Here is a 22930-nt window from a genome sequence, read left to right on the forward strand (position 1 = left end):
TGCCCATGTCCGATTCTCCGAGTGCCAACGCGGCCGCCGTCCTCAAGAGCCTGCCCACCGACATGGAGCTGGTGCTCAAGGTCATCCCGATGCCCGCCGACTGCAACGCCAACGGCGACATCTTCGGCGGCTGGGTCATGGCCCAGTGCGACCTGGCCGGCTCGGTGATCCCGGCGCGCTACACCCAGGGCCGCATGGCGACCGTGGCGGTGAACGAGTTCATCTTCAAGCAACCCGTACGCATCGGCGACATCCTGTCCTTCTATTCGAAGCTGGTGCGTATCGGCCGCACCTCGGTGACGGTGACGGTCGAGGTCTTCGCGGAACGCTTCAAGGCGCAGGGCGAGTACATCAAGGTGACCGAAGCGACCTTCACCTATGTCGCCATCGACGACAACGGCCGACCGCGGCCGATCGCCACCGCCTGAATCCGGCGCTCACACCTTCGAGAAATCAGGCTTGCGCTTCTCCATGAAGGCGCTGAAGGCCTCCTTCGCGGCCGGCGAGCGCATGGCCTGGCCGAAGCTCACGCCCTCGGCGTCGATGCGTTCCAGCACCGCCGGCTGCTGCGCCATCTTCATCAGGCGCTTGGTCTCGATCAGCGCCGACATCGGCTTGGCCGCCAGCTTGCGCGCCTGGCCCTGCGCGATGGCGTTGCATTCGGTCGGCGGCACGACGCGGTTGACCAGGCCGACCTCGAGCGCGGCCTCGGCCATGAAGGGCTCGCCCAGCATCAGCGCCTCCGCGGCGCGGTGGTAGCCGAACATCCGCGGCGCCAGCAGGCTCGACGCGGCCTCGGGCACCAGGCCGAGGTTGACGAAGGGCATCGAGAAGGCGGCGTTGTCGCCCGCATAGACCAGGTCGCAATGGAACAGCAGCGTGGTGCCGATGCCCACCGCCGGGCCGCAGACAGCGGCGATCACCGGCTTGGGAAAGGCGGCGATGGTGCGCAGGAAGCGGATGCCGGGCGCGTCCTTCATCGGCGCCGCAGCCGGTGCGCTGGCGGTCGCCATGAAGTCGGCGATGTCGTTGCCGGCGCTGAAGATGGTCGGGTCGCCCTGGATCAGCACCGCGTGCACGGCCGCGTCTTCCGACGCCTGGCCGAGCGCCGCCGAGAGCGCGTCGTACATCGCGCCGGTGATCGAGTTCTTGCGCGCGACGCGGTTGAAGGTGAGGGTCATCACACCGGCTTCGGTATGGACGAGGATGTCGCTCATGGTCATTCCTTGAAATAGACGATCTGGTTGGACGTGGCGAGCAGCGCGCCGGCCTGGCTCCAGAGCTGGGCGCTCTGGTCGAAGAAGCCGTTCTGGAACTGCTGCCCCACGGCACGCCCGAGAAGATAGCCGGTTCCGACCTCGTCCAGGTGCGAGGCGTCGGCATGGAAGTAGGTCGTGATCGACACCGTGCCGGCCGGCACCGGCGTGGCGCGCCGCAGCCAGACGCGCGGGAAGAACATGTCGCTCATCGACGCCAGCGCCGGGAAGTCGAGCGGGCGCGGGTCGGCGTCGCGCAGCCAGAGCATCGTCTCGCTGTGCTCGCCACGGCCATCCCATTGCACGGGAATGCTGCCGCGCACCGGCCGCATGTCGTACTGGCCGATCCATGCGACGCCCTTGGGGCCGATGGTCATGCGCCCGGTCTGCTCGGGGCCGGGCACCGGCGGCATCGGCAGGTCGTTGGTGCTCCAGGTCTCGCGGCGGGCCGCCGTGACCACGGTGGCGGTGGTCGTCACCTGCGGCGCACCGCTGGCGCCGGCCTGGGTGATCTGCACGGTCCAGTGCTGGGTCGAGCGGTTGGTGCGCACGGCGGTCGCCTGCACGTCGAAGGCGCCGGCCTCGATGGCCGCGGCGTAGTTCACCGTGAGCGCGATCGGCGCACCGAGCAGGTCGGGATGCCGCAGCACCGCCTGCAGCACGACCGCCGCGGTCGTGCCGCCGAAGGGGCCGACCATGTTCCAGTAGTCCGGGCTCGTCATGCCCGTGAAGTGGCCGACGCGGATGTCGCTGTGGTGCAGCGCGAGCGCCTTGTCGAAGATGTGTTGCGTCGTCATTTCCTCGTCTCCTCGAAATGCAGGCGCAGCGACCGATCAGACCCGCTCGAAGATCCCGGCTGCGCCCTGCCCCATGCCCACGCACATCGTGACCATGCCGTACTTCAGATTCTTGCGCCGCAGTGCATGCACGACTGTCGCGGAGCGGATAGCCCCGGTCGCCCCCAGCGGATGGCCCAGCGCGATGGCACCACCCATCGGGTTCACCTTGCTCGGGTCGAGGCCCAGCGTGTTGATGACGGCCAGCGACTGCGCGGCAAAGGCTTCGTTCAGCTCGAACCAGTCGATGTCCTCGTGCGTCAGGCCCGCGTAGCGCAGCGCGGCAGGAATCGCCTCGATCGGGCCGATGCCCATGATGTGCGGCGGCACGCCCTTGCTCGCGAAGCTCACGAAGCGCGCCAGCGGCGTCAGGTCGTATTGCTGGCAGGCCTTCTCGCTGGCCAGGATCAGCGCACCCGCGCCGTCGGAGGTCTGCGAGCTGTTGCCCGCAGTGACCGTGCCGCGCGCGGCGAACACGGTGCGCAGCTTGGCCAGACCCTCGAGGCTGGTGTCGGGCCGCGCGCCCTCGTCGAGGCTCACGGTGCGCGTCTTCGCGATCGCCTCGCCGGTCTCCAGGTCCGGTGTGCGGTCGGTCACCTCGATCGGTGTGATCTCGTCGGCGAACTCGCCCGCCTTCTGAGCGGCCAGCGCCTTCTGGTGCGACGCCAGTGCGAAGGCATCCTGCGCCTCGCGGCTCACCTTCCATTGCTGCGCGACCTTCTCGGCCGTCAGGCCCATGCCGTAGGCGATGCCGACGTCCCCCTCGCGCTCGAAGATCGAGGGCGACAGCGAGGGCGAATTGCCCATCATCGGCACCATGCTCATGCTCTCGACGCCGGCCGCGATCATCACGTCGGCCTCGCCGACGCGGATGCGGTCCGCCGCCATCTGCACCGCCGACAGGCCCGAGGCGCAGAAGCGGTTGACCGTGATACCGCCGATGCTGTTGGGCAGCCCCGCCAATACCGCGCCGATGCGCGCGACGTTCAGGCCCTGGCTGCCTTCGGGAATGGCGCAGCCGCAGATGATGTCCTCGATGGCCTTCGGATCGAGCCGCGGCACCGCCGCCAGCGCGGCGCGCAGCGTGGTCGCCAGCAGGTCGTCCGGGCGGTAGTTGCGGAAATAACCGCGGTGCGACTTGCCGATGGGCGTGCGCGTGGCGGAGACGATGTAGGCGTCTTGAACTTGCTTGCTCATGATGTGTTCCTTCAGTTCCGGACCGGCTTGCCGGTGGAGAGCATTCCCATGATTCGCTCCTGCGTCTTCGGATGCACGATGAGCGAGCAGAAGGCCTTGCGCTCCAGCGCCATCAGGTATTCCTCGGTCACGAGCGAGCCGGCGTCGACGTCGCCGCCGGTCACCACCTCGGCGATCAGACGCGCGATGTGAAAGTCGTGCGCACTGATGAAGCCGCCGTCGCGCATGTTCACCAGCTGGCCCTGGATGGTGGCAGCGCCGCTGCGGCCCGCGACGCGGAAGCTGCGGCGCAGCGGGGCGCGGTAGCCGGCGTCGGCCATGGCCTTGGCCTGCTGCAGCGCGACGTAGAGCAGTTCGTCCTTGTTCGGCACGATCACGTCGCTGTCGAGCAGGTAGCCCAGCTTCTTCGAATCGAGCGCACCGGTGCCGACCTTGGCCATCGCCGCGGCCGCGAAGCCCTCGGTGAGGAAGGGCAGCAGGTCGGTCCCGGTCGAGGCGGCGGCGTTCTCGGCCGCGCGGCGCGCGATGTAGGTCAGGCCGCCCGCGCCGGGCACCAGGCCCACGCCGACCTCGACCAGGCCGATGTAGCTTTCCATCGCGGCCACGCGCCTGGCCGAATACACGGCCAGCTCGCAGCCGCCGCCGAGCGCCAGGCCGCGAATGGCCGAGACCACCGGCACGCTGGCGTAGCGGATCCTGAGCATCACCTTCTGCAGTTCTTCCTCGGCGCCTTCGACCGCGCCGATGCCGGCGACCACGAAGGCCGGCAGCATCGCCTGCAGATCGGCACCGACGGAGAACTTGTCGTCCGGTGACCAGATCACGAGGCCCCGGTACTCGGCCTCGGCCAGGTCGACCGCGGCGGCGAGCGCCTCGGCCACGTCCGGGCTGATGGCGTTCATCTTCGAGTGGATGCTGGCGATCAGCACCTCGCCATCGAGCGTCCAGATGCGCACATCGCCGTCGTCGCCGAGCGTGGTGCCGGCGGTCGTCGGATCGACGGCGTTCGCCCCGAGCACGCTCTCCGGGAACAGCTGGCGCGCATGCACCGGGAGCTGGCGCTGCGGCACGAACTTGCCGAGCGAAGCGCTCCACGAACCTTCCGGCGTATGCACGCCACCGGCCTCGGCCACGGGCCCTTCAAAGACCCACTTCGGGAGCGGCGCGCTGCTGAGCGCCTTGCCCGCGTCGATGTCTTCCTGCACCCACCTGGCGACCTGCGCCCATCCTGCTTCCTGCCACAGCTCGAACGGGCCCTGCTGCATGCCGAAGCCCCAGCGCATCGCAAAGTCGACATCGCGCGCGCTCTCGGCGATCGTCGCCAGGTGCACGGCCGCGTAGTGGAAGCCGTCGCGCAGGATCGCCCAGAGGAACTGGCCCTGCGGGCCTTCGCTCTCGCGCAGCAGCTTCAGCCGCTCGGCGGCCGGGCGCTTAAGCATGCGGCCATACACCTCGTCGGCCTTCTCGCCGCCGGCCACGTAGTCGCCGCTCTGGAGGTCGAAGCGCAGGATGTCGCGGCCGACCTTCTTGTAGAAACCCGCCTTGGTCTTCTGCCCGAGGTTGCCGAGCGCGAGCAGCTTGGCGAGCACAGGCGGCGTCGCGAAGTTGCCGTAGAAGGGATCGGTCTGCGCGTTCAGGTTGTCCTGCAGCGTCTTGACAACGTGCGCCATCGTGTCGAGACCCACCACGTCGGCCGTGCGGAAAGTGCCCGAGCTCGCGCGGCCCAGTTTCTTGCCCGTGAGGTCGTCGACGACGTCCGGCGTCAGGCCGAACTTCTCGACTTCCTTCAAGGTCGCCAGCATGCCGGCGATGCCGACGCGGTTGGCGATGAAGTTGGGCGTGTCGTGCGCACGCACCACGCCCTTGCCGAGCGTGCTGGTGACGAAGGCCTCGAGCTGGTCGAGCACCTGCGGCTGCGTGGTCGGCGTGTCGATCAGCTCGACCAGGAACATGTAGCGCGGTGGGTTGAAGAAGTGGATGCCGCAGAAGCGCGGCTTGAGGGCTTCGGGCAGCGCTTCGCTGAGTTTCGTGATCGACAGGCCGGACGTGTTCGAGGCCAGGATGGCATTCTTCGCAACGTGCGGCGCGATCTTCTTGTAGAGGTCGAGCTTCCAGTCCATGCGCTCGGCGATGGCCTCGATCACCAGGTCGCAGTCGCCGAGCTTGGCGAGATCGTCCTCGTAGTTCGCGACCTCGATCAGCGTCGCGTCGGCCACGTCGCCCAACGGGGCGGGCTTCTGCTTCTTGAGGTTGTCGATGGCGCGCAGCACGATGCCGTTCTTCGGCCCATCCTTCGCAGCCAAATCGAACAGCACCACCGGCACGCGCACATTGACGAGATGAGCAGCGATCTGCGCGCCCATCACGCCGGCGCCGAGCACGGCGACTTTCTTCACATTGAATCGGGACATGGGTTGTTCTCGAATGGGTTACTGGACACGGTTCCAGGTCTGGGTGCGCCAGAAGGGGCCGAGGTAGCCACGCACCTGCAGCTTCTGGCCACCGTCGATGGGCGTGAAACTGGCGCGGTATTCCTTGCCGTTCTCGGGGTCGAGGATCCTTCCCCCTTCCCAGACGTCCTTGCCCTCGGCCTTGGTGCCGCCCCGGATGATCTCCAGGCCCGTGATCGGCTTGCCCTTGCGGTCGTCCGTGCACTCGTCGCAGGTGGCGTCGGGCTTGCTGTCCTTCTTGAGCGAGCGCTCGATCCGGCCGGTCAGCGCACCACCCGACTCGGTGACCCGGATCTCGCCCTTGGCCTCGCCGGTCTTGTCGTCGACGTTGCGCCAGAGGCCCACGGGACTCATCTGCGCCAGCGCCGACGTGGCGGCGGCGAGCAGGACGATGCTTGCGACAAAGGCTTTCATGGTGTCTCCGTTGTGGTTGTTGTCGTCGCCGCGGGTCAGGCCAGCGCCGCGTCGGTGTCCATCAGCGACTTGCTGCCGGCACGCGCGGTGCGCATCAGCGTCGCGGTCTCGGGGAACAGCTTGGCGAAGTAGAAGCGCGCGGTCTGCAGCTTGGCGACGTAGAACGGGTCGGTGTTGCCCGCAGCGATCTCGCGCAGCGCCACCTGCGCCATGCGGGCGAACAGGTAGCCGAACACGAAGTGGCCCGCCACCCGCAGGTAGTCGACCGCCGCAGCGCCCACTTCGTCGGGGTTCTGCGAACCCTTGAAGCCGATCTCCATCGTGAACTTGGTGAGCTGTTCGCCCAGCACCGCGATCGGCGTGATGAACTCGCTCATCTTCTCGTTCACGCCTTCCTCGGCGACCAGCGCGCCCACCAGCTTGCCGAACTTCTTCAGCGTGGCGCCGTTGTTGCCCAGCACCTTGCGGCCCAGCAGGTCGAGCGACTGGATGGTGTTGGTGCCTTCGTAGATCATGTTGATGCGGTTGTCCCGCACGAACTGCTCCATGCCCCATTCCTTGATGAAGCCGTGGCCGCCGAAGACCTGCATGCAGGCGTTGGTCGCGATGTGGCCGTTGTCGGTGATGAAGGCCTTGACGATGGGCGTGAGCAGCGCGACGAGTTCGCCGCTGTCCTTGCGCACCTTCTCGTCGGGGTGGTGGTGCTCCTTGTCGAGCAGCAGCGTGCAGAAGATCTGCAGCGCCCGGCCGCCTTCGGCGTAGGCCTTGGCGGTGAGCAGCATCTTGCGCACGTCGGGGTGCACGATGATCGGGTCGGCTTCCTTGTCCTTGGCCTTCACGCCCGACAGCGAGCGCATCTGCAGCCGGTCCTTGGCGTAGGCCAGCGCGTTCTGGTAGGCCACCTCGGTCAGGCCGAGCGACTGGTTGCCCACGCCCAGGCGTGCGGCGTTCATCATCACGAACATCGCGGCCAGGCCCTTGTTGGGTTCGCCCACCAGGCTGCCGACCGCGCCGTCCATGACGATCTGCGCGGTGGCGTTGCCGTGGATGCCCATCTTGTGCTCCAGGCCGCCGCAGTGGATCGGGTTGCGCTCACCCAGCGAGCCGTCGACCTTCACGATGTACTTGGGCACCGCGAACAGGCTGATGCCCTTGCTGCCCTTGGGTGCGTCCGGCAGGCGGGCCAGCACCAGGTGGATGATGTTGGCGGCCATGTCGTGCTCGCCGGCCGAGATGAAGATCTTGTTGCCCGTGAGCCGGTAGCTGCCGTCCGCCTGCGGTTCGGCCTTGCTGCGCAGCAGGCCCAGGTCGGTGCCGCAGTGCGCTTCGGTCAGGCACATCGTGCCGGTCCATTCGCCGGACACCAGCTTGGGCAGGTAGGTCTTCTTCTGCGCTTCCGTGCCGTGCGCCACCAGCGCCTCGTAGGCGCCGTGCGAGAGGCCGGGGTACATCGTCCACGCCTGGTTGGCGCTGTTGAGCATCTCGTAGAGGCACTGGTTCAGCACGAAGGGCAAGCCCTGCCCGCCGAACGCGGGCTCGCAGGACAGCGCGGCCCAGCCGCCTTCGACGAACTTGGCGTAGGCGTCCTTGAAGCCGGTCGGCGTCTTGACCTCGTGCGTCTCCTTGTCGAGCACGCAGCCCTCTTCGTCGCCCGTGATGTTCAGCGGGAAGGTGACCTCGGCGGCGAACTTGCCGGCCTCCTCGATGACGGCATTGACCGTGTCGATGTCGGTCTCGGCGTGGGCCGGCATGGCCTTGAATTCGTCGGTGACGCGAAGGACTTCGTGCAGGACGAACTGCATGTCGCGCAGCGGCGGGGTGTAGAGCGGCATCGGTGACTCCGGAAAAGAGGGAAAGGAAAGGAAGAAGGAGAAAGAGGCGCCCGTCAGCGGACCGGCTTGAGGCGGCGCGGCGCCGGAGCGGCCGCGGGCGGCGTCGCGCCATGGCGCGCCAGGATGTTCTCGAAACCGTGCTCCGCCCGCGCCATCGAGCCCGGCAGCCGCAGGAAGCGGGCCTCGTAGTGCAGCGCCAGGATGAGCGCGTGGATCTCGAAGGCGATCTGCTTCTCGTCGGCATCCGCGCGCAGATGACCTTCCTTCATCGACGACACGATGGCACGCGTCATCGCGGCGAGCCAGATGTTCACCGACTCGGCCAGCGCGTCGCGCACCGGGCCGGCGCGGTCGTCGAACTCGACGGCGCCGCTGATGTAGATGCAGCCCGAATCGATCTCGGCGGAGGTGCGCTTCATCCAGTTGGCGAACATGGCGCGCAGGCGGGGCAGGCCGCGCGGGGCTTCGAGCGCGGGATAGAACACCTCCTGCTCAAAGCGCGCGTGGTACTCGCGCACCACCGACAGCTGCAGTTCCTCGCGCGAGCCGAAGTGGGCGAAGACGCCCGACTTGCTCATCTGCGTCATCTCAGCGATGGCGCCGATCGACAGGCCCTCGAGCCCGATCTGCGCGGCCAGCCCGAGCGCCGCGTCGATGATGACGGCCTTGGTCTGCTGGCCCTTCTGCGGGGCGCGGGCGGGCTTGGTCGATGCAGCAAAGGTCATGGTCGGGTCTGCGCAAAAAAGAACGATCGTTCTATTTTGCAGGACTTCCGCCGACGCTGGCAAGCGGAATGTCCCGTGCCGCTTCAGGGCTTGCCCGGAGACCGCCGGATCGGACGGCCATGAAAAACGGAGCACGGCGCCCTGGCACCGTGCCCCGTTCGGAGCGGTCATGCAGCGTCGATCAGCGCTTGAAGGCGACCACTTCCTGGCGCTGTTCGCCCAGGCCCTCGATGCCGAGGGTCATCACGTCGCCCTTCTTCAGGAACATCGGCGGCTTCATGCCCATGCCGACGCCGGGCGGCGTGCCGGTGGTGATGACGTCGCCGGGCATCAGCGTGTTGAGCTGGCTCACGTAACTCACCAGCTTGGCAACGTTGAAGATCATGGTCTTGGTGTTGCCGGTCTGCATGCGCTGGCCGTTCAGGTCGAGCCACATGCCGAGCTTCTGCGGGTTGGGCACTTCGTCGCGGGTGACGAGCCAGGGGCCGAGCGGGCCGAAGGTGTCGAAGCCCTTGCCCTTGTCCCAGGTCAGGCCGTGTTCGATCTGCCATTCGCGTTCGCTCACGTCGTTGATGACGCAGTAGCCGGCGACGTAGTCGAGCGCTTCCTTCTGCGACACGTAGCGCGCGCGCGTGCCGATGACCACGCCCAGCTCGACTTCCCAGTCGGACTTGACCGAGTTCTTCGGCAGCATCACCGGGTCGTTCGGGCCCTGGATGCAGCTCGTGGCCTTGGTGAACACGACCGGTTCCTTCGGGATCGGCATGCCGGACTCGGCCGCATGGTCCGCATAGTTCAGGCCGATGGCGATGAACTTGCCGACGTTGGCGATCGGGCTGCCCAAGCGCGGCTTGCCGCGCACCAGCGGCAGCTTGTCGGTCTTGAGCTTGCGCAGCTTGGCCAGTGCGGCATCGCCGAGTTGATCGGGGCCCAGGTCCTTGACCACCGCGCTCAGGTCGCGCAATTGGCCGTTGTCGTCGATGAGGCCGGGCTTTTCCTTGCCGGGGTTGCCGTAGCGCACAAGTTTCATGGATCGCTTCCTTTCAGTTGAACGTGGGATTCTCGCGCGCCGACGTCAGTAGGTCGCGCGGCCGCCGGAGAGGTCGAACACCGCGCCGGTCGAGAAGGCGCAGTCTTCGGTGCAGAGCCAGGCGACCATCGCCGCGATCTCGTCGGGCGTGCCGAAGCGGCCCATCGGGATCTTCGACAGCATGAAGGCGATGTGCTCCGGCGTCATCTGGTCGAAGATCGCCGTCTTCACCGCCGCCGGCGTCACGCAGTTCACGCGCACGGGGCCGGTGGCGAGCTCCTTGCCGAGCGACTTGGTCAGCGCGATGACCGCCGCCTTGCTGGCGCTGTATGCGCTGGCATTGGGGTTGCCTTCCTTGCCGGCCACCGAGGCGATGTTGACGATGCGCGCCCAGGGCCGCGTCGCGAGGTGCGGCGTCCATTCGCGGCAGCAGTGGAAGACGCCGTTGACGTTGACCGCCATGACCTGCTGCCAGGCATCGACCGGGTAGTCGGCCAGCTTCGTGTTCGGCCCCGTGATGCCGGCGCAGTTGACCAGTGCATCGACGCCCAGGTCGGCACCGCGGCGCGACAAGGTGGCCTGCACCGCCTGCGCCACGGCAGCGGCATCGCTCACGTCGACGCCCACCGCCGTCGCGCCCGCACCGAGACGGCCGGCCGCCGCTTCGGCCGCCGCGAGGTCGCGGTCCCACAGCGTGACGCTGCCGCCCGACGCCAGCAGGCGCGCCGCGATGGCGTAGCCCAGGCCGGTCGCGCCGCCGGTGACGACCGCATGGCGGCCATTGAAATCGAGCTGGTTCATATCGTGATCCCTCCATCGACCGAGAAGGCCTGGCCGGTCGCGAAGATCGACTCGTCGCTGGCCAGGAAGACGACCACCGGCGCGATCTCGTGCGCCTGCGCGAGCCGGCCCATCGGCTGGCGCGCGATGAAGGCCTTGCGCGCCTCGACCGGATCGGGATTCGCATTGATGCGCTCGCCGAGCGAGGGCGTGTCGACCGTGCCCGGGCACACCGCGTTGCAGCGCACGCCCTGCGTCACGTAGTCGGCCGCCACGCTCTTGGTCAGGCCCAGCACGGCCGCCTTGGTGGTGCCGTAGACGTTGCGGTTGGGCAGGCCCTTGATGCTCGAGCACACGCTCGCCATGTTGATGATGCTGCCGCCGCCCGACGCCAGCATGCGCGGCAGCACGGCCTGGATGGCCCAGAACTGCGCGCGCACGTTCAGGCGAAAGGCGAAGTCGAGGTCGTCGTCGGTCGCGCTCAGGATCGGCCCGTTGTGCACGACGCCGGCACAGTTGAACAGCACGTTGACCACCGGCATGCGCGCGACCAGGTCGTGGATCGCCTGCTTGTCGAGCACGTCGAGCACCGCGGTCTGGATGTTGGGTGTGCCGGCGTAGCTGTCGAGCAGCGCGGCGTTGACGTCGGTGGCCCACACCTGCGCGCCTTCGGCGGCCATGGCCAGCGCGGTGGCGCGGCCGATGCCCTGCCCGGCCGCTGTGATGAGGGCTGTCTTTCCTTGAAGTCTCATGGGGTGTCCTGTGGGGTCGGCCGTTGTCGCCGATGCGTTGAGGGTTTCGCCGGATGGTGGCTGCGCAACGTAAAACTTATTCTGAATTGGCCTGACCACTTGTCCAATTCAGGACAACCCTTAAGCCCCGACGCTCCTCCCCGTGCCCGTGCAATCCATCGAACCGCAACGCCTGTACCGGCAGATCGCCGATCAGCTGCGCGCGCTCATCGCGCAAGGCGAGTTCGCCACCGGCGCGCGCCTGCCGGCCGAGCGCGACCTCGCGCGCCAGTTCGGCGTGAGCCGGCCCTCGGTGCGCGAGGCGCTGATCGCGCTCGAGGTCGAAGGCTGGGTCGAGGTGCGCACCGGCTCGGGCGTGTACGTGCAGGACCGCGCGCACCGCAAGGCCGCGCCGGTTGCGGCCCATGAATGGGGGCCGCTCGAACTCATCCGCGCGCGGCGCGTCGTCGAAGGCGAAACCGCCGCCCTGGCCGCCACGCACGTCCGCCGCAAGCACGTCGACGCGATGACCGAAGCCATCGCGCAGATGCGCGAGCTGGCCGACCGGAACGTCATGCCGCTGGAAGGCGACCGCGCCTTCCACCTGGCCATCGTCGAGGCCTGCGACAACGTGGTGCTGGCCGAGACCGTGCAGGGCTTCTGGGATTCGCGCAAGGGCCCGATCTTCTCGCGCCTCGGCGGCCACTTCGAGACCGTGCCCTCGTGGCGAGCCGCCATCGTCGAACACGAGGCCGTGCGCGACGCGATCGCCGCGCGCGACGCCGCCGCCGCACGCACCGCGATGCACGAACACATGGACAAAGCCCACCAACGATTCAGCGCGAGCTGGCGCCGCGCAAGAAGGACCGCCTGACACACGCCAGCACTTTTGACTTTTTCCTTCAGCCACAACGGAGACAAACCGATGAACCCAAAGACCACGAGCAAGAGACTCGCCCTGAAGACCCTGGTGCTTGGCGCCATGGCCGCCACCGCCTTCGGTGCCGCCGGCATCGCCAACGCACAGACCAAGCTCAAGTGGGCGCACGTCTACGAAACCTCGGAGCCCTTCCACAAGTACTCGGTGTGGGCCGCCGAGGAGATCAAGAAGCGCACCAACGGCAAGTACGACATCCAGGTGTTTCCGGCCTCCAGCCTGGGCAAGGAAGCCGACATCAACCAGGGCCTGACGCTGGGCACGGTCGACATCGTGCTGACCGGCGCAAGCTTTGCCGGCCGCAGCTACACGCCGCTGTCGATCTCCTACTTCCCCTTCATCTTCCGTGACGCCGAGCACCAGCTGAAGTACGCCAAGAGCGACGTCTTCAAGGAACTGGCCAAGGGCTACGACGACAAGACCGGCAACCACATCACCGCACTCAACTACTACGGCGCACGCCACGTGACGTCGAGCGCGGCCCGACCCGTGAACAAGCCCGAAGACATGAAGGGCCTGAAGATCCGCGTGCCCGACGCACCGGCCTACCTTGCCTTCCCCAAGGCGCTGGGCGCCAACGCCACGCCCATCGCCTTCGCCGAGGTCTACCTTGCGCTGCAGAACGGCACCGTCGATGCACAGGAGAACCCACTGCCGACCATCGAGGCCAAGAAGTTCTTCGAGGTGCAGAAGAACATTTCGCTGACGGGCCACATCGTCGACTCGCTGCTGACGGTGGTATCGGGCCAGCTGTGGGGCAAGCTCTCGGCCGACGAGAAGAAGATCTTCTCGGAGGTGATGGAAGAAGCCGCCGACAAGACCGGCCGCGAGATCATCGCGTCGGAAGCGCGCCTGGTCGAAGAGTTCAAGAAGCGCGGCAACAACGTGATCACGGTGGACAAGGCCGCGTTCCGCGAAGCGGTGCTCAAGAACACCAAGCCGACCGACCACGGCTACCGCCAGGCCGACTACGACCGAATCATCGCCATCAAATGACCGAGCCGAAGATCATCGACGACGAGGGCCACTTCCACGCGGAGGACGAGGTGGTGGACCTGTCGGACACCATCGCCGAAGGCTGGATCTCCCTGGCGCTCTTCTGGGCGCTGGGGCTGACCGTCTTCTACCAATTCGTCACGCGCTACGTGATGAACGATTCCGCGGCATGGACGGAGGAGATCGCCCGCTACATGCTGGTGGCCGTGGTGTTCGTCGGCGCCGCCGTGGGCGTGGCCAAGAACAGCCAGATCCAGGTGGACTTCTTCTACCGTCACATGCCGGTGGCGATGGGCCGGTGGATCTCGCGCGCAGTCGATGTGCTGCGCACCGCCTTCTTCGCCGCGGCCGTGTTCATGACCTGGCAGATGATGGAAAAGATCGGCAACCAGACGCGCATGACGATCGTCGATGCACCGATGAACATCGTCTACGGCGTCTGCCTGTTCGGCTTCGCGGCGATGACGTTCCGCTCGGCGCAGGTCGGCCTCGTCCATTGGCGCCGCGGCTACAGCGTGCTCGAGCGCCCCGAGTCCACCTTGGCCGACCAGTGACCGACCGACAAGAGAACGCACGACATGCTGAAAATATTCTTCCTGATCTTCATGGCAGGCGGCATTCCCGTCGCCGTGGCCATGGCCGGCGCTTCGTTGGTCTACATCCTCTTCACCGGTTCGCTGCCGCCCTTCGTGGTGATCCACCGGATGGTGAGCGGCATCGACAGCTTCCCGTTGCTGGCGGTGCCCTTCTTCATCCTGGCCGGCAACCTGATGAACAACGCCGGCATCACCACGCGCATCTACAACTTCGCGCTGGCACTCGTCGGCTGGATGAAGGGCGGGCTCGGCCATGTGAACGTTCTCGGCTCGGTGATCTTCGCGGGCATGAGCGGCACCGCCATCGCCGACGCCGCCGGCCTGGGCACCATCGAGATCAAGGCGATGAAGGAGCACGGCTACTCGACCGAGTTCGCCGTGGGCGTGACGGCGGCCTCGGCCACGCTCGGGCCGATCATTCCACCGAGCCTGCCCTTCGTGATCTACGGGATGATGGCCAACGTCTCGGTCGGCGCGCTGTTCCTCGCGGGCATCCTGCCGGGCGTGATGCTGGCGATCCTCATGATGATCACGGTCGCTTACTTCGCGCACAAGAACAAGTGGGGCGCGGACGTCAAGTTTTCGAGCACGCGCCTGTTCAAGGCCTTGACGGAACTCGCCGTGGTGGTCGGCTGGCCGCTGCTGATCTGGCTGCTGGTCGCCAAGCTGGGCACGCCGCCGCAGCTCACGGTGTTCGCGGGCCTGGCCTCGCTCTTCGTGCTCGACAAGCTCTTCAAGTTCGAGGCGCTGCTGCCCATCATGACGCCGGTGCTGCTGATCGGCGGCATGACGACCGGGCTGTTCACCCCGACCGAGGGCGCCATCGCGGCCTGCGTGTGGGCGCTGATTCTCGGCTTCGCCTGGTACCGGACGCTGTCGTGGAAGATGTTCGTCAAGGTCTGCCTCGACACCATCGAGACCACGTCGACCGTGCTCTTCATCGTGGCCGCCGCGTCCATCTTCGGCTGGATGTTGACCGCCACCGGCGTGACCACCGACATCGCCGCCTGGGTGCTCGGCTTCACCAAGGAAGCGTGGGTCTTCTTGCTGCTGGCGAACCTGCTGATGCTCTTCGTCGGTTGCTTCCTGGAGCCGACGGCCGCCATCACCATCCTCGTGCCGATCCTGCTGCCCATCGCCACGCAGCTGGGCGTGGACCCGATCCACTTCGGCCTGGTGATGGTGCTGAACCTGATGATCGGCCTGCTGCATCCCCCCATGGGCATGGTGCTGTTCGTGCTGGCGCGCGTGGCGGGCCTGAGCTTCGAGCGCACCACCATCGCGATCCTGCCGTGGCTGGTGCCGCTGCTGGTGGCGCTGGCGGTGATCACCTATGTGCCGTCGTTGGTACTGTGGTTGCCGAAAATGTTCTTCTAGCCCCGACAAAGAGAACCACGATGACTCCCTTCATTCGCCTCCATCCCGCCGACGACGTGGTGATCGCGCGCGCCCAGCTGGTGGGCGGCACCACGGTCGAAGACGTGGCCGTGCGCGGCCTGATCCCGGCCGGCCACAAGGTCGCCATGCGCGCCATCGCACCGGGCGAGCCGGTGCGCCGCTACAACCAGATCATCGGCTTCGCCAGCCGGCCGATCGCGCCCGGCGAGCATGTGCACACGCAGAACCTCGACATGGGCCCCGACAAGGGCCATTTCGAGCGCGACTACGCCTTCGGCGCCGACGTGAAGCCCGCGCCGGCCAGGCGTGAAGCCACCTTCATGGGCATCAAACGCGCGGACGGCCGCGTGGCCACGCGCAACTACATCGGCGTGCTGACCAGCGTGAACTGCTCGGCCACCGCCGCCCGCGCCATCGCCGACCACTTCTCGCGCCGGACCAACCCGGCCGCGCTGGCCGACTACCCGAACGTCGACGGCGTGGTCGCGCTCACGCATGGCACCGGCTGCGGCATGGACACGCAGGGCATGGGCATGCAGATCCTGGAGCGCACGCTGACCGGCTACGCCACGCACCCGAATTTCGCGGCGGTGCTGGTGGTGGGCCTGGGCTGCGAAGCGAACCAGATCAACGCCTGGCTCACGACCGGGCACCTGGCCGAGGGCGAGAACTTCCAGACCTTCAACATCCAGGACACCGGCGGCACGCGCAAGACAGTCGAGAAAGGCGTGGCGCTCATCAACGGCATGCTGCCGCGCGCCAACGCCGTGAAGCGCGAACCCTGCAGCGCGGCGCACATCACCATCGGCCTGCAGTGCGGCGGCTCGGACGGCTACTCGGGCATCAGCGCCAACCCGGCGCTGGGCGCGGCGGTCGACCTGCTGGTGGCGCATGGCGGCACGGCCATCCTGAGCGAGACGCCGGAGGTCTACGGCGCCGAGCATCTGCTGACGCGCCGCGCGGTGCGGCGCGAGGTCGGCGAGAAGCTGGTCGAGCGCATCCGCTGGTGGGAGCACTACACCGAGATCAACGAAGGCGAGATGAACAACAACCCGTCACCCGGCAACAAGGCGGGCGGGCTGACGACCATCCTCGAGAAGTCCCTGGGTGCGGTGGCCAAGGGCGGCACCAGCAACCTCGAGGCGGTGTACGAGTACGCCGAGCCGGTGACGGCGCACGGCTTCGTCTACATGGACACGCCCGGCTACGACCCGGTGAGCGCCACGGGCCAGGTGGCCGGCGGCGCCAACCTCATCTGCTTCACCACCGGCCGCGGCTCGGCCTACGGCTGCGCGCCTTCGCCCTCGCTCAAGCTCGCGACCAACTCCGCGCTGTGGCAGCGGCAGGAAGAAGACATGGACATCAACTGCGGCGAGATCGTCGACGGCACGGTGTCCATTCAAGCGATGGGGCAGCGCATCTTCGAGCGGGTGCTGGCCACCGCGTCGGGCGAGCCGTCGAAGAGCGAACAACACGGCTACGGCCAGAACGAATTCGTGCCGTGGCAAGTCGGCGCGGTCATGTGATCATCCAACACCTATGGCCCTCCAAATCCAAGCCGCGCGACTGCGCACCCACGTCGCCCGCATCCTCGTTGCGGCGGGCAGTTCCACCACCGAGGCCCAGCAGGTCGCGGCCAACCTCGTGCTGGCCAACCTGAGCGGTCACGACTCGCATGGCGTGGGCATGGTGCCGCGCTATGTCGACGCCGTGGCCGAGGGCGGTCTCAAGCCAAACACCGGCGTCAAGGTGCAGGTCGACATCGGCACGCTGCTGTCGCTCGACGGCCAGGGCGGCTACGGGCAGATCGTCGGCGTGCAGGCGATGGAGATGGGCATCGCGCGTGCGAAGCAGCACGGCAGCTGCATCTTCACGCTCGCGCATGCGCACCACCTCGGCCGCATCGGCCACTTCGCCGAAATGGCCACGGCGCAGGGCCTGGTGGCGATGCACTTCGTCAACGTGCTGTCGCGGCCGGTGGTCGCGCCGTGGGGTGGCGGCGACGGGCGCTTCGGCACCAACCCCTGCTGCATCGGCGTGCCGCTGGCGGGCGCAGAACCCTTCGTGCTGGACTTCGCCACCAGCCGCGTGGCCCAGGGCAAGATGCGCGTCGCGCACAACAAGGGCGAGCGCGTGCCGCCCGGCTACCTGATCGACGAACAGGGCCGCCCCACCGACGACCCCGGCGTGGTCGTGGTGCCGCAACCCAACGGATTGTTCGGCGCGCTCATGACCTTCGGCGAGCACAAGGGCTACGGCATGGCCGTGGCCTGCGAGCTGCTGGGCGGCGCACTCACCGGCGGCGGCACCTGGCACCGGCCGGCCGACACCGCGCGCTCGGTCTTCAACGGCATGCTCACGGTGCTGATCGACCCCGCCAGGCTGGGCACGCAGGCCAGCTTCGAGGCGGAAGCGAAGGCTTTCGTCGACTGGCTGCGCCAGAGCCCGCCGGGCGCCGGTTTCGATGTTGTACAGATCGCCGGCGAACCCGAGCGACGTGCCCGCGCCACGCGCGAGCGCGACGGCATCCAGATCGACGACGCGACCTGGGCCGAAATCGTGCAGACCGGCCAAAAAGTCGGTGTGACAGTTTCGTGAAGTTGTTCCGCGTTTCTGTGGATAACGCTGTGCGCAGCAGTGGGACTACGGCGCGCGAAGCCTGACGCCACGGGGCTTCCCACCGCATTGCCTGTTGCGCGGGCACCCCGCGCCGGGCGCCCCTTCAGAGCATCAGCTGGATCGCAGCGTCCAGGTGCTCCGACGGCAGGCGGCGAAAGCCCGAGCGCGCGAAGCGCTGCAGCCGCCCCACGACGAAGGCGGTGAGCGCGCCCGCGCGCACCTGTGCATCGACGGTCGGCGTGTCCGACCCGTCGGCGATCACGGCGTCGCGCAGGGCCTGCCGCAGCGTCGATTCGATCTTGTCGAAGAACTGGTTCATGCGGCTCTGCAGGCGCTCGTTCTCGTAGACCAGCGCATCGCCCACCATCACGCGCGTCATGCCGGGGTTCTTCTCGGCGAACTGCATCAGCATGGTGACGATGCGGGCGGCCTGCTCCTTGCCGGCGCTTTCGCGCTCGAGGATCTGGTTGACCAGCGTGAAGACGCTCTGCTCGATGAAGTCGATGAGCCCCTCGAACATCTGCGCCTTGCTGGCGAAATGCCGGTAGAGGGCGGCTTCGCTGACGTCGAGTTGCGCGGCCAGCGCGGCGGTGGTCACCCGCTCGGCACCCGGGCGCTCCAGCATGGCCGCCAGCGTCTGCAGGATCTGCACCCGCCGCTCGCCCGGCTTGGGCCGCTTCCGCACGGCCGGGGCCGGCGCATCGGGCGTCGAAGCGGCGTCTGCGGCCGGAGCGCTGAACTCTTCGTTTTCCATGGGCGGCGTGCGCATATGTAAAAAAATGATTCTCGCACAGCGACGTGAGTGCGTGCCAACCCGTCGCGAAAGGAACACACCGACGCGTGCGACCTGCTCGCGCAGAATACGCATTTCGACAGCGAGACCGGACATCCGATGAGCAAGAAGAACATTCTGGTGACAGGCGGCGCGGGCTTCATCGGGAGCCACACCTGCGTGGCCCTCCGCGAAGCGGGCTACGTGCCGATCATCCTGGACCACCTGGGCAACAGCGACGTGCGCGTGCTCGACCGGCTGGCCGCCATCACCGGCCACCGGCCCGCCTTCGTCGAAGGCGACGTGCGCGACCGCGCACTGCTCGACGCGGTGTTCGGCGAGCACGACATCGCCGGGGTGATCCACTTCGCCGGCCTCAAGGCGGTCGGCGACTCGGTGGCCGACCCGATCACCTACTACGAGAACAACGTGCACGGCACCTGGGTGCTGGCCGCCGCCATGCAGGCCGCGGGTGTGAAGACGCTGATCTTCTCGTCGTCGGCCACGGTGTACGGCGAGCCCGACCGTTCGCCCATCCCGGAAGACGCGCCCTGCCGCCCGGCCAACCCCTACGGCCGCTCCAAGCGCATGGTCGAAGAGTCGCTGATCGACTTGCAACTCGCGCAGCCCGACTGGCGCATCGCGCTGCTGCGCTACTTCAACCCGGTGGGCGCGCACGAGAGCGGCCGCATCGGCGAACACCCGCAGGGCAAGCCCAACAACCTGATGCCCTTCGTGTGCCAGGTCGCCGTCGGCCAGCGCGAGAAGCTGGCGGTGCACGGCGGCGACTACCCGACGCCCGACGGCACGGGCGTGCGCGACTACGTGCATGTGATGGACCTGGCCGAAGGCCACGTCGCCGCGCTGCGCCACACCGAGAAGGCGCCGGGCCTGGTCACGCTGAACCTGGGCACCGGCACCGGCGCCTCGGTGCTGGATGTGGTGAAGGCTTTCGAGCGCGCGTGCGGCAAACCGATTGCCTACGAAATAGGCCCGCGCCGGCCCGGCGACGTGCCGGCCTACTGGGGCGACCCGTCGCTGGCCGAGGCCACGCTGGGCTGGCGCGCCAGGCGCGGGCTCGATGCGATGTGCGCCGACAGCTGGCGCTGGCAGCAGGGGAATCCGCGCGGCTACGAGTGAGCCTCGAGGTGCGGGAGGTATTGCGCCAGCATGGCATCCACCGTGTCGGCCTGCAGGGCATCCTTGCGGCGCTTGAGCGGGTCTCGCGCGGCCTGCGCTGCAAGCCAGCGCTTGACCCGAACAAAGGTTCGCGGATCGATGGTTGGCATCCGCGCCATGCTGCCCGACGCTGAAACGACCATCTGACTGAATCGCATTGCGTTCAGCAAGGTCTGTCCGGTGGCGATCTGTACGGGCCACAAGTCTTCCTCGTCGCCGCTCAACCGCAAGGGATGCGGATCGTCTTCGACCGCCAGGCGACGCACGACATCGATCTCGAACCCCTTGTCGTTGACGACGGTGTAGCGTTGCCCGGTGCGCACCCGAAAGGTCTTGTCGGCTTGGCGGAGAACGGCCAGAAAGGACGTGTCCAGACGTTGAAGCCTGCTCCAGAAGTTCAGTCGCTTGCGGGTATCGAAGAGCAGATCCACGTCCTGGGTCGCCGTCGCGCCCGCTTCGAGCATCACGCCGGCAGCCGCTTCGTAGGCATAGAGGGCGTGGGTGCCAATCACCGTGAAGTTCGAGTGCAGGTCCGCCTTGGCGATGGCATTCAAAGTGTCGATGACGATCGGCGGCGCACGCCCGACACGCAAGGCCCGGTTCAATCGCTGCTGCTCGGCCAACGCGGTCTTCAGCTGTCGCACGCGCTCCTCGTCCACGCGCTTTTTTTCGGTAAAGCGCTCGTAGATGCCGACTGTCTCTTCGCCGCGCGGCCCCAGCGAGGTCTGGGCACCGGCCGTCGACGTTCGGATCAGGTAGCTGCGCCCATGCTGTTCCCGCCAGAACATGGAGCCGCGAACCGACGATGCATCGCGAGATGCCTCTTCAAGTGCGCTGAAAACAGCCTCCGCGTCGATGTACTGCCGCACCTGAGCAGCAGACAACTCTGCGAACCGTATCGGAGTTTTCATGCATTTTCCAGATTATCTGGAATTTTACTGAAAACCCATATAAAACAGCAACTTATCGCGCCCGGATCATCGTCCCGTAGGCTTGGTCCGTGAGGATTTCCAGCAGCATCGCGTGCGGCACGCGGCCGTCGATGATGTGCACCGCGTTCACGCCGCTCTTGGCCGCGTCGAGCGCGCCCTCGATCTTGGGCAGCATGCCGCCGGAGATGGTGCCGTCGGCGAAGAGTTCGTCGATCTCGCGGGCGCTCAGGTCGGTCAGCAGGTTGCCGGCCTTGTCGAGCACGCCGGGCGTGTTGGTCAGCAGCATCAGCTTCTCGGCCTTGAGCACGGTGGCCAGCTTGCCGGCCACCACGTCGGCGTTGATGTTGTAGCTCTCGTTCTCCTCGCCGAAGCCGATCGGGCTGATGACGGGGATGAAGGCGTCGTCCTGCAGCGCCTTGACCACGCTCGGGTCGATCGAGACGATGTCACCGACCTGCCCCACGTCATGCATCAGTGCCGGGTCGGCGCGGTCGGCCAGCTTGAGCTTCTGCGCGCGGATCAGGCCACCGTCGCGCCCGGTCAGGCCCACGGCCTTGCCGCCGGCCTGGTTGATCAGGCCCACGATGTCCTGCTGCACCTCGCCGGCCAGCACCCATTCGACGACTTCCATCGTCTCGGAGTCGGTCACGCGCATGCCCTGGATGAAGTGGCCCTTCTTGCCGAGCCGGTTGAGCGCGGCCTCGATCTGCGGGCCGCCGCCGTGCACCACGACCGGGTTCATGCCCACGAGCTTGAGCAGTACCACGTCTTCGGCGAAGTCGGCCTGCAGGGCCGGGTCGGTCATGGCATTGCCGCCGTACTTGATGACGATGGTCTTGCCGTGGAACTTGCGGATGTAAGGCAGCGCCTGGGCCAGGATCTCGGCCTTGTCGCGGGGAGGAATATTGAGGACGGGATCGGTCATGGACGTTCCGGTTCGGAGGTGGGCAAATTGTGCCGCAAGCCCGCACCCGGTGGTCGGATGAACACCGACCGGCGCGCGACGACGAGCAGCAGCACCAGATCGATGCCGACGCGCGTGGTCCAGGCGAAGGCCGCGCCGGGCAGGCCGAATTCGTGCAGCCCGAAGACCAGCAGCGGGAAGTAGATGAACGCTTCGGCCACGTGCAACTGCGCGGTGACGCGTGCCAGGCCGGCCGCCTGGACGGCCGCGAAGGGCACGAAGGCGATGCCGTTGAACAACAGGCCGAGGGCGAGGAGGGAAGCCACCGGCGCGGCGCGGTCGGCGAACGCCTCACCGAGCCACAGCGAGAGCCCCCCGTGCGCGCCGAAGGCCAGCGCCCCGGCGATCGGCACCAGCACCGCGGCCACGAGCAACAGCGACCGGCGGTAGACCTGCGCGGCAGCCGCCATGTCGGTCGCCATCAGCGACGCCAGCCGCGGGAAGAGCGCGCCGGTCAGCGCACCCGGGAGGATGAGCACGCGCAACAGCACCTCCGACGGTACGGTGTAGTACGCCACCACGGCAGCGCCGAGCACGCCGGAGATGACGAATCGGTCGGCCGTGACCATGAGCGGGCTGATGACGTTCGACACCGTCATCCAGGCGCCGAAGGACAGCAGCTGGCGCAATTCCCGCCGCCCTGCACGCACCCCACCGACGCCGCGGCCGAGATACCGGCGCACGGGCACCCAGTGCGCCACGACGAAAACCAGCCGCGCCAGCATGAGCGCGGCGACGATCCAACTCAGCGAAGGCCCGAACAGCATCACGCTGAGCGCCGGCAAGCCGAAGGTGGCGACGCCGAGCACCATGCGCAGGATGTTGACCGCGCGGAAATCCTCGTAGGCCTCGAGCACGCCGCGCAGCCCCACCGTGACGGTGGTCAGCGGCACCGCCGCCGCCGCGATGAGCAGGGCCTGCACGACATCCGCATGCAGCGACGGCGACACCTTCAGCCCCCGCGCCGCGAGCGGCTCGGCCGCCAGCGCCAGCACGATGCCGCCCAGCACGCCCGTCGCGCCCGCGAAGAGCAACCCGGTCTTCACCAGCGCCGGCACCTCGGCCGAGCGACCGGCCACGCGCTTCTGCGCGACCTGCTGCGTCAGGGCGCGCCCCACGCCCAGATCGAAGAGGCTGAAATAGCCAATGAGCGCCCAGATGAGCGTGAGCACGCCGAAGGCTTCGACGCCGATGCTGCGGACCAGATAGGGGAAGAGCGCCGCGCCAACTAACAGCGGGAGCCCGGCGCCCGCCAGGTTCCAGAGCGCGTTGCTTCGCAGGGACAT

General features: G+C 67.5%; 22 protein-coding genes. 8 read left to right on the plus strand and 14 right to left on the minus strand.

The features are described from left to right. Positions 1–5: 5 nt before the first annotated feature. A complete protein-coding gene (locus N8A90_RS19320; RefSeq protein WP_262076643.1) occupies positions 6–428 on the plus strand; it encodes an acyl-CoA thioesterase in 423 nt (140 codons plus the stop codon). Between the two features lie 9 nt (positions 429–437). Here N8A90_RS19320 and N8A90_RS19325 read toward each other — a convergent pair whose 3' ends face one another. From N8A90_RS19325 to N8A90_RS19370, 10 genes are all read right to left on the minus strand, one after another. Next, positions 438–1217 carry an enoyl-CoA hydratase gene (locus N8A90_RS19325; protein ID WP_262076644.1) on the minus strand — a complete coding sequence of 260 codons (780 nt, stop codon included), beginning with the start codon at positions 1215–1217 and terminating at the stop codon, positions 438–440. A gap of 2 nt (positions 1218–1219) precedes the next feature. Continuing rightward, complete coding sequence (locus N8A90_RS19330; protein ID WP_262076645.1) at positions 1220–2053, minus strand: acyl-CoA thioesterase; 834 nt, start codon at positions 2051–2053, stop codon at positions 1220–1222. 36 nt (positions 2054–2089) lie between these two features. Next, on the minus strand, positions 2090–3289 hold the full coding sequence (locus N8A90_RS19335) for an acetyl-CoA C-acyltransferase (protein WP_262076646.1): 1200 nt from the start codon (positions 3287–3289) through the stop codon (positions 2090–2092). Between the two features lie 11 nt (positions 3290–3300). After that, positions 3301–5700 carry a 3-hydroxyacyl-CoA dehydrogenase/enoyl-CoA hydratase family protein gene (locus N8A90_RS19340; protein WP_262076647.1) on the minus strand — a complete coding sequence of 800 codons (2400 nt, stop codon included), beginning with the start codon at positions 5698–5700 and terminating at the stop codon, positions 3301–3303. 18 nt (positions 5701–5718) lie between these two features. Beyond that, positions 5719–6153: a DUF2147 domain-containing protein gene (locus tag N8A90_RS19345; protein WP_262076648.1), complete on the minus strand. Its 435-nt coding sequence runs from the start codon at positions 6151–6153 to the stop codon at positions 5719–5721. Positions 6154–6188: 35 nt separating this feature from the next. Continuing rightward, on the minus strand, positions 6189–7985 hold the full coding sequence (locus N8A90_RS19350) for an acyl-CoA dehydrogenase C-terminal domain-containing protein (RefSeq protein WP_262076650.1): 1797 nt from the start codon (positions 7983–7985) through the stop codon (positions 6189–6191). 53 nt (positions 7986–8038) lie between these two features. Then, positions 8039–8710, minus strand: coding sequence for a TetR/AcrR family transcriptional regulator (locus tag N8A90_RS19355; RefSeq protein WP_262076651.1), 672 nt, complete (start codon positions 8708–8710; stop codon positions 8039–8041). A 181-nt stretch (positions 8711–8891) separates the two neighbouring features. After that, a complete protein-coding gene (locus N8A90_RS19360; RefSeq protein ID WP_262076652.1) occupies positions 8892–9740 on the minus strand; it encodes a fumarylacetoacetate hydrolase family protein in 849 nt (282 codons plus the stop codon). Positions 9741–9785: 45 nt separating this feature from the next. Continuing rightward, positions 9786–10541 (minus strand): SDR family NAD(P)-dependent oxidoreductase, encoded by a 756-nt coding sequence (locus tag N8A90_RS19365; RefSeq protein WP_262076653.1) that lies wholly within the window; start codon positions 10539–10541, stop codon positions 9786–9788. Continuing rightward, the gene (locus tag N8A90_RS19370; protein WP_262076654.1) at positions 10538–11272 is read right to left on the minus strand and encodes an SDR family oxidoreductase; all 735 of its coding nucleotides are present in this window, start codon (positions 11270–11272) and stop codon (positions 10538–10540) included. Before N8A90_RS19370 ends, N8A90_RS19365 begins: the two co-directional genes overlap by 4 nt. 142 nt (positions 11273–11414) lie before the next feature. Here N8A90_RS19370 and N8A90_RS19375 point away from each other — a divergent pair, with 142 nt between their 5' ends. The 6 genes from N8A90_RS19375 to N8A90_RS19400 are packed head-to-tail and all read left to right on the plus strand — an operon-like array spanning position 11415 to position 17776. Then, positions 11415–12125 (plus strand): FadR/GntR family transcriptional regulator, encoded by a 711-nt coding sequence (locus tag N8A90_RS19375; RefSeq protein WP_262076655.1) that lies wholly within the window; start codon positions 11415–11417, stop codon positions 12123–12125. 51 nt (positions 12126–12176) lie between these two features. After that, positions 12177–13184, plus strand: coding sequence for a sialic acid TRAP transporter substrate-binding protein SiaP (locus tag N8A90_RS19380; protein WP_262076656.1), 1008 nt, complete (start codon positions 12177–12179; stop codon positions 13182–13184). Next, the gene (locus tag N8A90_RS19385) at positions 13181–13738 is read left to right on the plus strand and encodes a TRAP transporter small permease (RefSeq protein ID WP_262076658.1); all 558 of its coding nucleotides are present in this window, start codon (positions 13181–13183) and stop codon (positions 13736–13738) included. Before N8A90_RS19380 ends, N8A90_RS19385 begins: the two co-directional genes overlap by 4 nt. A 24-nt stretch (positions 13739–13762) precedes the next feature. Further along, the gene (locus N8A90_RS19390; RefSeq protein ID WP_262076659.1) at positions 13763–15157 is read left to right on the plus strand and encodes a TRAP transporter large permease; all 1395 of its coding nucleotides are present in this window, start codon (positions 13763–13765) and stop codon (positions 15155–15157) included. A 20-nt stretch (positions 15158–15177) separates the two neighbouring features. Next, positions 15178–16704 carry a UxaA family hydrolase gene (locus N8A90_RS19395; protein ID WP_262076660.1) on the plus strand — a complete coding sequence of 509 codons (1527 nt, stop codon included), beginning with the start codon at positions 15178–15180 and terminating at the stop codon, positions 16702–16704. 13 nt (positions 16705–16717) lie between these two features. Further along, a complete protein-coding gene (locus tag N8A90_RS19400; RefSeq protein WP_262076661.1) occupies positions 16718–17776 on the plus strand; it encodes a malate/lactate/ureidoglycolate dehydrogenase in 1059 nt (352 codons plus the stop codon). 124 nt (positions 17777–17900) lie between these two features. Here N8A90_RS19400 and slmA read toward each other — a convergent pair whose 3' ends face one another. Next, a complete protein-coding gene (gene slmA / locus N8A90_RS19405) occupies positions 17901–18551 on the minus strand; it encodes a nucleoid occlusion factor SlmA (protein ID WP_262076662.1) in 651 nt (216 codons plus the stop codon). Between the two features lie 138 nt (positions 18552–18689). Here slmA and galE point away from each other — a divergent pair, with 138 nt between their 5' ends. After that, complete coding sequence (galE, locus tag N8A90_RS19410; protein WP_262076663.1) at positions 18690–19709, plus strand: UDP-glucose 4-epimerase GalE; 1020 nt, start codon at positions 18690–18692, stop codon at positions 19707–19709. Here galE and N8A90_RS19415 read toward each other — a convergent pair. From N8A90_RS19415 to N8A90_RS19425, 3 genes are read right to left on the minus strand one after another with little or no spacing between them, the layout of a single operon-like run. Continuing rightward, positions 19700–20659 (minus strand): nucleotidyltransferase domain-containing protein, encoded by a 960-nt coding sequence (locus N8A90_RS19415; RefSeq protein ID WP_262076664.1) that lies wholly within the window; start codon positions 20657–20659, stop codon positions 19700–19702. The genes galE and N8A90_RS19415 overlap by 10 nt on opposite strands. Before the next feature lie 52 nt (positions 20660–20711). Beyond that, the gene (argB, locus tag N8A90_RS19420; protein WP_262076665.1) at positions 20712–21605 is read right to left on the minus strand and encodes an acetylglutamate kinase; all 894 of its coding nucleotides are present in this window, start codon (positions 21603–21605) and stop codon (positions 20712–20714) included. Then, a complete protein-coding gene (locus N8A90_RS19425; protein ID WP_262076666.1) occupies positions 21602–22930 on the minus strand; it encodes a flippase in 1329 nt (442 codons plus the stop codon). Before N8A90_RS19425 ends, argB begins: the two co-directional genes overlap by 4 nt.

It is taken from the genome of Variovorax sp. N23, from assembly GCF_025486315.1.
GTDB lineage: Bacteria > Pseudomonadota > Gammaproteobacteria > Burkholderiales > Burkholderiaceae_C > Variovorax.